Annotated in this window: 13 protein-coding genes and 1 pseudogene; 3 read left to right on the forward strand and 11 right to left on the reverse strand. The window is 43.9% G+C overall.

Annotated elements, in window-relative coordinates; translation table 11 throughout:
• The 3 genes and pseudogenes from recJ to ACH0QE_RS14465 all read right to left on the reverse strand — a co-directional run.
• Nucleotides 1-2,196: single-stranded-DNA-specific exonuclease RecJ (recJ, locus tag ACH0QE_RS14455; protein ID WP_415801301.1), on the reverse strand; the 2,196-nt coding region annotated here is incomplete at its 3' end.
• A 530-nt stretch (nucleotides 2,197-2,726) separates the two neighbouring features.
• Nucleotides 2,727-3,044 carry a LapA family protein gene (locus ACH0QE_RS14460; protein WP_415801302.1) on the reverse strand — a complete coding sequence of 106 codons (318 nt, stop codon included), beginning with the start codon at nucleotides 3,042-3,044 and terminating at the stop codon, nucleotides 2,727-2,729.
• 20 nt (nucleotides 3,045-3,064) lie between these two features.
• Nucleotides 3,065-3,990 (reverse strand): annotated as a pseudogene (locus ACH0QE_RS14465) (cation diffusion facilitator family transporter).
• Between the two features lie 222 nt (nucleotides 3,991-4,212).
• Between ACH0QE_RS14465 and ACH0QE_RS14470 the strand changes: the two are divergent.
• On the forward strand, nucleotides 4,213-4,419 hold the full coding sequence (locus tag ACH0QE_RS14470; protein WP_415801303.1) for a hypothetical protein: 207 nt from the start codon (nucleotides 4,213-4,215) through the stop codon (nucleotides 4,417-4,419).
• Between the two features lie 211 nt (nucleotides 4,420-4,630).
• On the opposite strand, the gene secDF is transcribed toward ACH0QE_RS14470, so the two are convergent.
• Nucleotides 4,631-6,901 carry a protein translocase subunit SecDF gene (gene secDF / locus ACH0QE_RS14475; RefSeq protein WP_415801304.1) on the reverse strand — a complete coding sequence of 757 codons (2,271 nt, stop codon included), beginning with the start codon at nucleotides 6,899-6,901 and terminating at the stop codon, nucleotides 4,631-4,633.
• A gap of 345 nt (nucleotides 6,902-7,246) precedes the next feature.
• The gene (locus ACH0QE_RS14480; RefSeq protein ID WP_415801305.1) at nucleotides 7,247-7,543 is read right to left on the reverse strand and encodes a post-transcriptional regulator; all 297 of its coding nucleotides are present in this window, start codon (nucleotides 7,541-7,543) and stop codon (nucleotides 7,247-7,249) included.
• A 123-nt stretch (nucleotides 7,544-7,666) separates the two neighbouring features.
• Here ACH0QE_RS14480 and spoVB point away from each other — a divergent pair, with 123 nt between their 5' ends.
• The gene (gene spoVB / locus ACH0QE_RS14485) at nucleotides 7,667-9,220 is read left to right on the forward strand and encodes a stage V sporulation protein B (RefSeq protein WP_415801306.1); all 1,554 of its coding nucleotides are present in this window, start codon (nucleotides 7,667-7,669) and stop codon (nucleotides 9,218-9,220) included.
• A gap of 31 nt (nucleotides 9,221-9,251) precedes the next feature.
• On the opposite strand, the gene ACH0QE_RS14490 is transcribed toward spoVB, so the two are convergent.
• Nucleotides 9,252-9,914 (reverse strand): DUF421 domain-containing protein, encoded by a 663-nt coding sequence (locus tag ACH0QE_RS14490; protein ID WP_415801307.1) that lies wholly within the window; start codon nucleotides 9,912-9,914, stop codon nucleotides 9,252-9,254.
• Nucleotides 9,915-10,102: 188 nt separating this feature from the next.
• Between ACH0QE_RS14490 and ACH0QE_RS14495 the strand changes: the two genes are divergently transcribed.
• Nucleotides 10,103-10,489 carry a TIGR04086 family membrane protein gene (locus ACH0QE_RS14495; protein ID WP_415801308.1) on the forward strand — a complete coding sequence of 129 codons (387 nt, stop codon included), beginning with the start codon at nucleotides 10,103-10,105 and terminating at the stop codon, nucleotides 10,487-10,489.
• A gap of 33 nt (nucleotides 10,490-10,522) precedes the next feature.
• Here ACH0QE_RS14495 and yajC read toward each other — a convergent pair whose 3' ends face one another.
• From yajC to ruvB, 5 genes are all read right to left on the reverse strand, one after another.
• Nucleotides 10,523-10,798, reverse strand: coding sequence for a preprotein translocase subunit YajC (yajC, locus tag ACH0QE_RS14500; protein ID WP_415801309.1), 276 nt, complete (start codon nucleotides 10,796-10,798; stop codon nucleotides 10,523-10,525).
• Between the two features lie 69 nt (nucleotides 10,799-10,867).
• Nucleotides 10,868-12,007, reverse strand: a complete 1,140-nt coding sequence (tgt, locus tag ACH0QE_RS14505) for a tRNA guanosine(34) transglycosylase Tgt (RefSeq protein ID WP_415801310.1) — start codon at nucleotides 12,005-12,007, stop codon at nucleotides 10,868-10,870.
• Between the two features lie 65 nt (nucleotides 12,008-12,072).
• Nucleotides 12,073-13,101, reverse strand: a complete 1,029-nt coding sequence (queA, locus tag ACH0QE_RS14510) for a tRNA preQ1(34) S-adenosylmethionine ribosyltransferase-isomerase QueA (protein ID WP_415801311.1) — start codon at nucleotides 13,099-13,101, stop codon at nucleotides 12,073-12,075.
• A gap of 46 nt (nucleotides 13,102-13,147) precedes the next feature.
• Nucleotides 13,148-13,354 (reverse strand): DUF2905 domain-containing protein, encoded by a 207-nt coding sequence (locus ACH0QE_RS14515; RefSeq protein ID WP_214739246.1) that lies wholly within the window; start codon nucleotides 13,352-13,354, stop codon nucleotides 13,148-13,150.
• Complete coding sequence (ruvB, locus tag ACH0QE_RS14520; protein ID WP_415801312.1) at nucleotides 13,351-14,352, reverse strand: Holliday junction branch migration DNA helicase RuvB; 1,002 nt, start codon at nucleotides 14,350-14,352, stop codon at nucleotides 13,351-13,353. Before ruvB ends, ACH0QE_RS14515 begins: the two co-directional genes overlap by 4 nt.
• Between the last annotated feature and the right edge of the window lie 45 nt (nucleotides 14,353-14,397).

Raw genomic sequence — 14,397 nt, forward strand, 5'->3', positions numbered from 1 at the left:
TTTTTCAAGTGAAATAAACCCATTGTTTATTTTAACAAAATATAATTCAAAAAACCCCTTCGACATGAATTCTACCGTTTCTTTTGTCCAGCCTCTATGCTTGGCCAATTCACCGCCATACCGTTTAAGATCAAATGACCCTTTCTTTGCGAGGAAAGCATAAAACCATTTGAAATGCTCCCTGGTTGGCATAGTCGTGAAGAAATCGCTATTTTCTTTGTAAAAATGGACATAGATTCTTCCTGGATTTTTCCCGGCAAATAATTTCTCCAGTATCTCTTTGGAAGGCGGCAGATCCAACAGAACGACATAGGATTGGTCTAACTCAATTTGCTCAGCTTTCTCATATGTGGATACTAGTTCCAATGAGTCTCCGATTACTGAAGAAAACTTATTTTTTAAATCGGAGTTGAAGAGAATCCACTTAATATTACTCCCTGGAATCATATCTGGAAGCTTTTCCAATCTTTTAAGCCCTCGGAAATCGAATAGCTGCCAGGACTTGACTGCCACGTCCCTGAGAAAAATCTGCGGCTTCTTGATATTGTTCCATTCGTTGATCGACAGTTCGCCAATGACCGACAGCTTCGAGCTCGGCGAGATATGGTCATGGAGATGTCCAAAACCGAATCCTATTCCATCAATCACAGTCCCTTCCTCTTCTAGTGCCAGCTTAAGATGTGACTGATCTGCCCCTATCTTTCTCAGGGTTGAAATATTGGCTCCATCAATCAGCACTTTCGGTTTAGGGTTGCTTACGCCGTATGGAGAAAGCATTCCAAGTTCATTTATCGTTTCAAGCGTAATCTCTTTAACATCAATCCTGGCATCGATATGGGATACCGGAATTAAATCTTCTTCCTTCAGCTGCTCTTTTGCCAGTCCATTCAACCTTGACCTTAATGAATCAACATCATTAAGATTCAATGTCATGCCCGCAGCCATTGGATGTCCCCCAAAGTGCGGAAGGATATCCCTGCAGGTTGATAGATTCTTAAAAAGATCGAAACCGGCGATACTGCGTGCAGAACCCTTCGCAAGCCCCTTCTCTTTATCAAAACTGAGCACAATCGTTGGACGATAATATTTTTCAACGAGCTTGGAGGCTACGATACCAATGACTCCTGCGTTCCAGCCTTCCTTGCCGACGACAAGGACTGAATTATCTTCTATTGGATAATTCATTTCCACTTCAGCAACTGCTTCTTCAGCAATTTGTGAAACAATATTCTGCCGTTCTTTATTTATTGAATCAATTTCTTCCGCAAGCATCATCGCCTCTTCCGGATCATGAGTCATCATCAATTGGACAGCGGGGTCGGCACTGCCAAGTCGTCCGGCTGCATTAACCCTCGGGCCAATCATAAAACCTATTGTTTCTTCATCAATGGCTGCCCTATCTGTTTTAGCCAGCTTAAGAAGCGCATTCAAACCAGGTGTCTGGCTCGACTTCAATTTCTCTATTCCCCTCAGAGCAATCAGCCTGTTCTCGCCAAGCAGGGGTACTAGGTCGGCAATTGTCCCAATAGCGGCAAACTCCAACAAATGCTCCGGGACTCTCCCAAGCAAAGCGTGTGCAACCTTAAAAGCGACACCTACACCAGCTAAATCCTTGAAAGGGTATAGACTGTCGTCCAGCTTTGGGTGGATGATCGCAAACGCATCCGGAAGGACTGGACCCGGTTCATGGTGATCCGTTATGATCAGGTCGACACCTAGGTCTTTGGCAACAGTAGCTTCATGAAGAGCTGAAATGCCCGTATCGACAGTAATAATCAAGCCAACTCCGCTGTCTGCGGCACTGCGGAATGCTTTCTCATTAGGACCGTACCCTTCTGTAAAACGGTTCGGTATGTAATAGTCGGCGTTCGCTCCGAGTTCAGCCAGGGCGTTCATCAGGACCGTCGTACTGCTTACGCCATCTGCATCATAATCACCAAATACCAAAATGGGCTCCTGAGTTTCTATTGCCTTATTGATCCGTTCAACTGCCTTATCCATATCTTTCAGCAAAAACGGGTCGTGAAATTCGCTTTTTTGCCCAAATAAAAAATACCGGGCATCTTCCACGGTATCCAGTCCGCGATTAACTAACAGAGAAGCAGTCAGATGATTTATGTTCAGGTCTTTAGCGAGTGAATCTATTATTGTTTGGTCAGCTTTTTTAACAATCCACCTTGATTTCGGCTTTAACATACGTTCACCTCTCAGCTTTTTCATTATACAAAAGCAAAGAGCCGGTTTCAATGACAATGAATGCTAATATAGGACAATAAATTCATAGAATGAATGGAATTATCTCAAATATATTAAAATGAAGATCTCCCAAAATGTTGAACACACTCTTTAAAAAGTCCGTTGATTTCCGTTCCAGGCGATTCGCTTTCCGCGGGAAGAATATGAAAAAGACCACTTGCCGTCTTTCATAAGCAATTCTTCCTCGGGGCTGGAGCTGAGCCCGCAGGACTTTGAAGATTCTTCCTCGAACCTTCCTACGCACGATGGAAATCGTTAGCATTTTCGGAGGAGTCTTCGCACCTTCCAATACAATCAACTAAGGTTTATTAATGAATTTTGATATCGCCATAACCAATATAAAAGAGGAGAATTTTCTTGTCCAATTGACTGTTTTGCTGTCAACCAGATTAAATTAACTAGTTAGAATAATAAAAGAGGCGACTCTCTTGTTGAATTAAACAACTTTTGAGTCAGCCTCATCTCACTGATTAATGGATATCTTCTATTTCGTGCTGGGGTGCTGTTTCCTCCGGCAGAGTTTCCTTTTGGGCCAGCTGTTCTTCTAGTGAGTTGTTTTTCTTCTTCAATGTCTTTACTTCCCTTTGAAGCACAAACATCCTGAATAGACCGACAGAGCCAACAATGATTCCGCCCATCAACACAGATCCTAAGATGACCAAAATTAACGGCCATTCTGATTCCCCAAATAAATAGTTCACTGTTACTGGATCAACATTGATGACTGCAAAAACAGCAACAATCAATGCAAATGCAAGTCCTAACAGCAATGTCCATTGAAACTTCATGCTATCTCCTCCCCTGAGACTTATAGAATATCTACTCCATCTTCATAACTTCCACTCTCACTGTATGGGTTTATATGGACCAGAACGTTTTGGACATTTTTGTTTTCCATCAGTTTCTTTTTCACACTTTTCCCAATCCGGTGGCCCTGTTCTACGGTAATATGTGGATCAACAGATATCTTCAAATCAATGATAACATAGTGACCGTGCTCTCTGGCATGTAATTCATCCAAGTTCTTTACTTCTGGTATTGACTGTACAACATTCCTGAATTCTTCTGTATCCTCATCATGAAGCACATGGTCAAGTGTGCTGTGAATTGATTCCTTGCCAAGCTTCCATGCCATCCTGATGACCAGCAAGGCTACAAGCAGTCCGGTTACCGGGTCTGCATACTCTCCAGCCAGCCTATTCCAAAGATGCCACCCAGCACGGCAGCGCTGATCCCTATAAGTGCTGCTATGGAGGAATAGACATCCGATCTATGCTCATACGCATTGACGATCAGCGCATCACTTTTCAATTGCTTACCTAATTTGTATTTGTATCTGAACATTCCCTCTTTAACAATAATTGAAACGACAACAGCCACTATCGCGATTGCTTTGGGAGGTTCAATGGGATGCAAGAATGCCTCGATTGATGATCTGCCGATTTCGACTCCCACTAGCATCAGTAATACTGCAACAATGATTGCAGCAATTGATTCTACCTTTCCATGCCCGTATGGATGGTCTTCATCCGGCGGAGCTTTCGCTGCCTTGAGACCTATGTATACAGCTAATGAACCAGCTACATCCGATGCAGAATGGACAGCATCCGCTACAAGTGCTTTACTGTTCGCATGAATGCCTACTCCCCACTTTAATCCTGCAAGTATAATAATTCCGACAACAACAACCATTGCCGCAAATTCAGCATTCTTAAATCTAACATATTTTTCCAATAGCAAAATCCCTCCCTGTACAGAGCTTTGTATCTTCGTTGCTTCTTTTTCCGCCAAATTTAGTCTGTCGGCATTCCTTTTATATTATCCTGAAAAATGGTTTTTCTAACCAAAAAACAAAAAGTGCAAGCGCCTTGGTCAGCCCCGACAAGCGCTGCCCGCCTAAAACGCCACATCGTGTGGCTGGCGGTTTGCACGTCCTGTGCCTTAGAGGGCCGACCGGTGAAGTCGCTCTTTGACTTCATTGGGCGGACCGAAATCGAAAAGTATAGCCGACTGCCCAGAAACGCAGAAACTGGAGCCTCCGACAAAGAAGCCCTTTTTGCTTCTGTCGGCGGAGTTGAAGTTTCGGAGTTTCTAGGAGGCGCAACTAGACAACTCGAAAAGCGGAGGCGACTGCCCAACTCCGAAAAGCGCTGGAGGGCCTGACAGCGAAGTCGGTCTTTGACTTCATTGGCAGGACCGAAGCGTCTCGAGGAGTTAGGAGCCGCAGCTAGACAAGCGACTCGAGGGGCTAGGCGCTGGAGCTGGATTAAGATAACTTCATGAAGTTATCCACAACTCAATAATTTAATAAATTCCTTTACCATAAAAAATACCACGGGGGAACCCGTGGTATTTTAGTTTTGCTTTTATGAAATTAAACTTGCGGCTCATCTGAGTAGACTTTCTTTTCCTTGTAAGTCTTGATTGTGCCTTTTTTCTTAAGCTCTTTATTTTTCCATACATACCACAGCTGTGCTGCGATGAAAATCGAGGAATACGTACCGGCAATCAGGCCAATAAGGAGAGCGAAAGAGAAATTCCAGATTGATGTACTGCCGAAGATCAACAGAGCCACTACTGTTATGACAACAGTCAGAATTGTGTTGACCGAGCGGCCAAGTGTCTGGCGAAGAGCAGAGTTCACTACATCCGCAATATCTTCCGGTGTCTTCAAGCGTTTCTTCTTCACCATATTCTCACGCATTCTGTCGAAAGTAACAATCGTATCATTGATTGAATAACCAACAATTGTCAGGACGGCTGCGATAAAGGTAATATCCACTTCAAGCCTTGTGAGACTGAATAGAACAATGATAAAGAAAGCATCATGAAGCAGCGCTATTATAGCGGCCAGTGCCATGTAAATCTCAAATCGGATCGTTACATAGATAATGATCCCCACGGAAGCAATGGCAACAGCAATCATTGCATTCTTAGCCAGTTCTTTACCGATTGTTGGTGAAACAGTTCCTACATTCGGCTCGGCACCGAATTCTTCCTTGAAGTGAGATTTAAGCTCAGAGATCTTATCTTTGGAAAGAACTGTTTTAAATCTTGCAACGCCAATTTCACCATTATCACCGGAGATGACAATATCGTTTGTTTCCAAATCAACTTGCTTAAGCTCTTCTTTTAACTGTGCCGCTGTAAGTTTGCTGTCAGACATGACCTCTACCCTTGTCCCAGCCGCAAAATCTATTCCAAGATTCAGGCGGAACACAAGGAGTGCAATCAGACCAATACCGATAAGAACTGCAGATGCAGTAAAGAACTTGTTTCGGCTCTTGATAAAATCGAAACGATCGAATTTAGTTTTTAAATCTAGTGAATCTAAGCCTTCCGAGATATCATGAACTTCACTAGGTTTTACGCCAAACAATCCCGGCTTGTTTTTGAACAATCCGCTGTTCACTAGCAATCCAAGGAACAAGCGTGCACCGAAGACTGCTGTGATAAAGCTTGCCAGGATACTGATGATCAGCATCGTCGCAAAGCCTTTTACAGAGCTTGTACCATATGCGAATAATACAATCGCCGCAAGCAATGTCGTGATGTTGGCATCAAAAATCGTAGACAGTGAGCCTTTGCTGCCCGCGTCAAACGCCGCTTTGATATTGCGGCCAACCTTCAATTCTTCTTTAATCCGCTCATACGTTATGATATTCGCATCCACCGCCATACCGACACCGAGGATCAAGGCCGCGATTCCAGGCAGTGTGAGTACACCGTTCATCCAGTCAAATACAAGCAGGATGAGGTAAACGTAAATTGATAACGTAATAACTGCAACAATTCCAGGAATACGGTATAAAGCCAGCATGAATACGAAAACAGCAAGAATCCCGATGATTCCGGCAAAAATAGTTTCATTTAAAGCCTGTTCACCGAACTTCGCCCCTACTGAAGTAGAGTAGGTTTCTTCAAGATTAACCGGTAATGATCCCGCATTAAGCAATGAAGCAAGCTGTTGGGCTTCTTCTATTGTAAAATTACCTGTGATTTCAACATTTTTTTGATTTAAGATCTTATCAACGTTGGGATTGGAAAGGAATTTAGGTTCAGGCTTCATCCTTTCTTCCTTATAGGAATCCTTCCCTTCCTCGAAATCAAGCCAGATGATCAGCTGATTCTCCGGATACATATCACGGATTTCCTTTGTGATCTCCCCAAATTGGTCCCCATCTTTAAGCGTGATCGAAATGCTTGGCTTGTTTTGCTGGTCGAAGCTTTGCTTCGCGCCATTTTCTTCCAAGTCACTTCCATCCATCATGACGCGGTCGTTAACGTCACGGAAGGTAAGATTCGCTTCGGTTGAAAGGATTTCACGTGCTTTGTTCTGGTCTTTTACGCCAGCGAGCTGTACGCGAATCCGGTCATCACCTTCAATTTGGATGTTCGGTTCACTGACACCAAGGACGTTGACCCTTCTCTCAAGCGCTTCAGCAGTGCTCTTCAAGGTTTCGCGGTCAACTTTCTCGCCCTCTTTTCCATTTAGAGGCGTGACTTCATAAAGAACCTCAAAACCACCCTGCAGGTCAAGACCAAGTTTGATATCTTTCAATATGTTCTGGGTTGTTGCACCCATGGCACTTCCAATTAAGATCACCAGCAAAAAGAAGGCCACGATGCGGCTGCGTTTTACCATTATGTATAAATCCTCCTTATTCTTCGCACAAACATGCTGACAGACAAATATAACAATAAGACCAAAGAAAATAGACAGTAGCCAATTTATAGCATTCTAATTATGTAACAGTTTAAAAAAACTGTCAATTAAGCTTTTTCCGTAATCTCCATAAAGAAAGTCTCTATCTAGAAAAAATCGTTATCAGGATCTTTTCGGGTTTTATTACAAAATAGGTTAAGAAAAATAAGATGCAGTATCAAGAGTAAATGCTACTATGTACCATTTCAAACCAACCTATAAAAGCAGAAAAAATCTGCACCTGGATTTTTTTAGATAACTCAGCCGAAAGAGCTATTCCCCCTGCTACTTTAGAAGTTCCTTTCGTTCCTCTTCATCATCGAGCGCAAAGTCTCCCAGTTTGAAGGCTTCAACGGTGGTAAAATTCATTACGTCTCCGATTTTCGCGGATAAAATATCAGCGACGACTTCATACATCTGAATCTCTTCTTTCGGTTTTTTCCATTTTTTCTTAGTGAGATAATCCCATAATTCCTTTTCTTTAACCTGTTCATAACCGAATATTTTGAATTCTTCAATTTTGCTTTTCAACGCCGGCTTCACTTGATTGTAAAACCGTCCGTATTGATGGCTTGGATTCATCCCTTAGCCCCCTCGTCCAATTTTCTAGTCTTTTAATGTTTTAACCTTGTCATGCTTTGTCCACTTTCTTGCATATAGTTAATTGTATATGAAATATGCATTTTTGAGAAGGCAGGGAGCGGAATGTCGAAGTTTTTAAAAGGAACATTTATTTTGTTAATGGCCGGGCTCGTCACGAGAGTGCTTGGTTTCATAAATCGGATTGTCATTGCCCGTTCCATCGGAGAAGAAGGTGTTGGTCTTTACATGATGGCCTTCCCCACTTTGGTGCTTGTCGTGACGATTACTCAGCTGGGTCTCCCAGTTGCGATTTCAAAAAATGTGGCTGAAGCCGAGGCAAGAGGCGACTTCCGAAAAATCAAGAAAATCCTTGTCGTTTCGCTTGCAACCACAATATCTCTATCTATTGTCTTTACACCTGCTCTCATTTTCCTTGCTCCATACTTGTCTGAGACATTGTTCACGGATCCCCGGACACAATGGCCATTGCTAGCCATCGCACCAATCGTACCAATCGTTGCGGTATCTTCTGTTCTCCGCGGCTACTTCCAGGGAAGGCAGAATATGCGGCCTTCCGCAATCTCCCAGGTGATCGAACAGCTTGTCCGGATCACGTTGATTGCTGTTTTGACAAAGACTTTCATGCCTTATGGAATTGAATATGCGGCAGCAGGTGCCATGATTGCCTCTGTGATCGGAGAGCTCATTTCTCTAATCTATCTAATGACGACCTTCAAGCTCCGGAAAAAATTCAGGCTGCGGAAGAACTTTTTTCAGTTCGTCCATTCCGGAAAATCGACCTTGAATGATTTAATGAGAATTGCCTTGCCAACTACAGGTTCAAGGCTGATTGGCTCTGTTTCCTGGTTTTTTGAACCAATCGTCGTTGCACACAGTCTGGCGATTGCCGGTGTGGCCGCCGTGGCTGCCACGAAACAATATGGAGCTTTGACCGGCTTCGCCATGCCATTGCTGTTATTGCCATCATTCATCACCTATTCTTTGTCCACCTCTCTTGTACCGGCAATCAGTGAAGCGAACTCTCGCAAGAACATGAAGGTAATCCAACACCTTCTGCAGCAATCTTTGCGATTTTCCCTTTTGACAGGCGGCCTGGCGATCGTTGTTTTATATGTACTGGCTGAACCATTAATGACATTGATGTACGGGACGGCAAATGGTTCACAATTCATCAAGCTGATGGCACCATTCTTCCTGTTCTACTATTTCCAGGGACCACTGCAGGCAGCACTGCAGGCTCTTGATTTGGCGAGGGCAGCGATGATCAACAGCCTGATCGGAAATCTCGCCAAGACCGCTGTCATCTTCCTGTTGGCAAGCCAGCCAGCTTTTGGCATAAACGGTGTAGCCCTTGGAATGGTCATGGGGATCGTCCTGATCACCCTACTCCATTTCGCGACAATGCTTAAGGCCGTTTCATTCACCTTTTATGTAAAAGATTATCTAAAAGTACTTGCCGTTATCATTCTTTCGGGATCACTGGGTTTCCTGCTATGGGATTGGCTGGATGAAAGTCTTTCATTGGCAGTAAGAATTCTTATAAATGCAGGAACTGTAACCATCCTGTACTTGTCGCTCTCTCTTGCTCTCGGTCTAATCAGGAAAAATGAACTTTCGAAATTACGATCTGTAATTTCATCTTTTTTAAGAAGATAAGTAAAAAAACGTGGACATTGTCTCCACGTTTTTATTTATCCTTTAAGTCAATATAGAATTTTCCATTTTGGTAGCTACAAAAAGAAATCTCTCCTGGATCTTCATATCCCTGTTTTTTCAGTTGCTCCAACAGCCAGGAACTCGATTTGTCAATCATTCCAAGGTTATCCTCCTGGACCTCGCCGTCGATGATTAACGGCAGTGCAAGGCTGCTGCTGTCTTGCTCACCTTCCTGTTCTCCCTGTTTCTTTTGGAAAATGGACAGGGTACCTGATGGCTCCAAAATGGCATACTCCACATCGGCAATATCCCCTACATCCTTTTCTCTTAATTGAAGCAGCAGATCGTCAAAATTATATCTTTGCGACCGCATTGCTTTTTCATCGATTTTCCCATCATTGATTATGATTGTCGGCTTTCCATCGACGATATCCCTGAACTTTTTACTTTTTAGAGACAACATCGCCAATGTGATCTGGATGATGACAAGCACACTGATTGGGAGAAGCGTGTCAACTAATGGGTCTTTTGTATTCTCAATAGCCAGGGAAGCCATTTCGGCGATCATAATGTAGACTACCAAATCCAGGATGCTTAATTCACCGATTTCCCTTTTTCCCATTAAACGAAAAATCAACAGGATCAATAAATAAAGGAGAACTGTCCTAAAAAGGATGATGAAATATTGTTCCACGTTTCCCCCCGCCCTTCACACAGCATTCCTCTTTAGTCTTTAACGCAAAAGTAAATTCATACTTATTGTTTCAGTAATTTTTATCTGAGTTCCTGAATAAAAACTGATTCTATTTGTCCATTTCCATGAATATGCTTGTACTAGGCAATTCCCGTTTAGAGGGATTAGATTAGAGAGGAGAGGGGTTAATGGAATCTAAAAGTTTAGGCAGGGCCGTCCTGTACGGAGTGATTGCAATATTCCTGTTGGCAATCGTAAGCAGCTTTATATTTTCTCTTCTTTTAAAGTTCACCTCCGTCCAAGAATCTTCGCTTCAATACGTAATGACATCTATCTCTTTTTTATCGATTTTCATTGGCGGCTTTATCACTGGCGGAAACGGCAAAGAAAAAGGCTGGATGATTGGGGGAGCTACAGGGCTGGCATATTCTTTGATTATTTTCCTGTTCCAATACCTGGGTTATGACAGCTTATTCTCGCTTGAACAAATCATCTATCATATTTGCTATATCCTCACGGCAATGATGGGCGGCATCCTCGGGGTAAACATCGTTGGGGGAACCTCAAAGGCATAAAAAAGAAGCGAACAGAGTTCGCTTCTTTTTTCGTTACACACCTGCTGCTGATTCTCTGACATCACGAATCGCAGCGCGGTCATATGTAAGACGGCTTCCGTCTCCACATTTGATGACAACAGTGCCTTCATCAAGTGCATCAACAATTCCATGCAAACCGCCGATTGTTACTACCTTGTCACCTTTTTGCAAGTCACTTTGCATTTGTTGAACCGCTTTTTGCCTCTTTTGCTGAGGGCGGATCAATAAAAAGTAGAACAATACAAACATCAGTAATAGCGGGAATACTGTACCTAATAATCCTTCCATTCATTTTCGCCTCCTTTCATTGGTTGGCATTGTCCGCATAACGAAACAGCCTTAATAAAAGCAGTTTATTTAGAAGTTTTTGGCATTCGGCTTATTGTAGCCATATTGCTCAAAGAACTCTTCTCTAAAGTCCCCCAGACGGTCTTCACGGATTGCCTGTCTGACCTGCTCCATTAATTTTAGCAGAAAATAGAGATTATGGTAAGAAGTAAGTCGAATCCCAAACGATTCATCCGTTTTAATCAAGTGGCGGATATACGCCCTGCTATAATTTTTGCATGTATAGCAATCGCAGTTCGGATCTAATGGTCCAAAGTCACGCGCAAATTTCGCGTTCTTGACGACCAATCTTCCCTCGCTCGTCATCAATGTGCCATTCCTGGCAATACGAGTTGGCAGCACACAATCAAACATATCAATGCCGCGGATGGCGCCATCAATCAATGAATCTGGTGAACCTACCCCCATTAGATAGCGCGGCTTGTCCGTTGGCAGCCATGGTGTGGTGAATTCCAGCACTCTGTCCATGACATCCTTCGGTTCGCCGACTGAAAGTCCTCCGACAGCGTAGCCAGGGAAGTCCATTGAAACAAGGTCCTTGGCACTCTGCTTTCTCAATTCCTCATATTCTCCGCCCTGGACGATACCGAATAAGCCCTGGTCCTTTGGACGCTGATGAGCTGTCAGGCAGCGCTCTGCCCAGCGGGAGGTCCGTTCTACCGACTTTTTCATGTAATCATATTCAGCTGGGTATGGTGGACATTCATCGAACGCCATCATGATATCTGAACCAAGGGCGTTCTGGATTTCCATCGCTTTTTCCGGAGAAAGGAAAAGCTTGTCCCCATTTAAGTGATTGCGGAAATGGACGCCTTCTTCTTCGATCTTCCTGAACTCACTCAGGGAGAACACCTGGAAGCCGCCCGAATCGGTGAGGATGGCACGATCCCAGTTCATGAATTTATGCAGCCCGCCTGCCTCCTTGACTATTTCATGACCTGGCCTTAACCATAGATGGTATGTGTTGCTCAGGATAATCCCTGCACCCATTTCAACTAATTCTTCAGGTGACATTGTTTTAACGGTTGCCAGAGTGCCTACCGGCATGAAGACAGGAGTTTCAAAGGAACCATGAGGTGTATGTACACGACCAAGCCTTGCTCCTGTTTGTTTACAGGTCTTAATTAATTCGTAACGGATTGCTGACAATGTTTAAGCTCCTTCCAGAAGTGCAAATTCATTTTTCGTGTGTGTATTTTTTCGAAGCAAAGAAACTATAAAATCAACATTGCATCTCCAAAGCTGAAAAAGCGATATCTCTCTTCGACAGCTCTATTATAGGCATTAAGGACATTTTCCCGTCCAGCCAGAGCACTCACAAGCATGATCAATGTCGATTTTGGCAAATGGAAGTTGGTAATCATCCCATCGATTGCTTTAAACTCATATCCAGGATAAATAAAAATATTGGTCCAGCCATTTTCAGCAACAAATTTGCCATCATTGGCCGTTGCAATCGTTTCAAGTGTCCGCGTTGAAGTTGTCCCCACCGTAACTATGCGTCCGCCCTGTTCACGGACCGAGTTCAACAGCAATGCTGTTCCTTCTGTTACCTGGTAAAACTCTGAATGCATATCATGCTCTTCAATCGAATCAACGCTGACAGGCCTGAATGTTCCTAAACCCACGTGAAGAGTGATAAAAGCAATATGGATGCCCATTTCTTTAATTTCCTCAAGCAGTTTTTCTGTAAAATGCAAGCCAGCCGTCGGGGCGGCTGCAGAACCTCTTTCCCTTGCGAAAACCGTCTGGTATCTGTCCTTATCCTCCAGCTGCTCCTTGATATATGGAGGTAGAGGCATTTCACCAAGCTGTTCCAGCACTTCATAGAAAATACCGTCATAGGAAAATTTCAGATTCCTGCCGCCATGTTCAGCTTCCCCTGTGCATTCTGCGGTCAATAATCCGTCTCCAAAGACGATTTTTGTGCCTTCCTTCACTCTCTTCGCCGGTTTGACAAGCGTTTCCCACTCATCGCCCTCAAGCTGTTTTAGGAGGAGTACTTCAATTTTAGCGCCCGTGTCTTCTTTCATGCCAAAAAGCCTTGCTGGAAGAACTTTTGTGTCATTCAGGACGAGGCAATCACCTGGTTTGAGATAGTTTTTGATGTTCTTGAAAACATCATGTTCTATATTGCCCGATTCTTTATTCAGTACCATCAGCCTGCTTTCCGCTCTTTGTTCAAGCGGAGTCTGGGCAATCAGTTCCTCTGGCAAATGGAAATCAAACAAGTCTACTTTCATGTTGTCACCCTTACTAAGTATTCTTTATATTTTGTTCATGGGCCGCTCATCTGAATCGGCCGATAAAGTAAAAGATCGCAGATAAGATAATGCTTGCCAAAATGGAAGTAACAATCGGGAAGTAAAAGGTCGTGTTGCCTTTTTTAATGACGATGTCTCCCGGCAGCCTTCCCAAATTGACAAACTGCATAATAAAGCCAATGATGAAAATGACTGCACCGGCGATCATCACGAACTTTGCTGCACCTGTCATCGTTCAGGCACCTCCATTTCAAAATGTCGGTATACTGCCTCCGTTACAATTCTTCCCCTTGGTGTCCTCTGCAAAAAACCGATCTGCAAAAGATATGGTTCATACACATCTTCAATCGTCTGTGATTCCTCGCCGATGGTTGCGGAAATTGTTTCTAAACCAACCGGTCCGCCGCGATATTTTTCAATGATGCCCTTGAGTAATTTATGGTCTATATGGTCAAGACCCAAGCGGTCAACCTGCATCAGTTCCAATGCCTCCTGGGCAAGAGTTTCCTCTACGGCGCCATTGCCGCGCACCTGCGCAAAGTCGCGAACTCGCTTCAATAGGCGGTTGGCAATTCTCGGTGTCCCTCTCGATCTCCTTGCAAGCTCCTGAGCGGCAGGCCAGTCGATGTCAGTTTCCAAAAGCTCAGCTGTCCTGACGACGATATCAGTAAGCTGCCTCTCATTATAGTATTCCAACCTGCTCAAAACTCCAAACCTGTCTCTTAATGGAGCTGACAACGATCCAGCGCGGGTTGTCGCGCCAACAAGCGTGAACGGCGGAAGGTCAAGCCTGACCGATCGGGCACTTGGTCCTTTGCCAATGACGATATCCAGGCAGAAGTCTTCCATTGCAGGATAGAGAACTTCTTCAATCGTTCTTGGAAGCCTGTGAATTTCATCAATGAACAAGACATCACCTGGCTCCAATGCCGTTAGAATGGCGGCAAGATCTCCAGGCCTCTCAATTGCAGGTCCGGAGGTCGTCCTAAGATTGACGCCCATTTCATTGGCGATGATTGCCGCAAGCGTTGTCTTCCCCAAACCAGGCGGTCCATAGAGCAATACATGGTCCAGCGTTTCACGTCTCATTTTGGCCGCTTCAATAAACACTTCAAGATTTGCTTTTACTTTATCTTGGCCGATATATTGCCTGAGTGTCTGCGGACGCAGACTCTGCTCAAATGAAACATCCTGGTCGCCCGCTTCACTGGAGATGATTCGTTCTTCCATCTGTTTCTCACCCTTCTAATAAGCTGGTTAACAGATCATTTTTAA

Source organism: Mesobacillus sp., from assembly GCF_047739415.1.
Lineage (GTDB): Bacteria > Bacillota > Bacilli > Bacillales > Cytobacillaceae > Mesobacillus.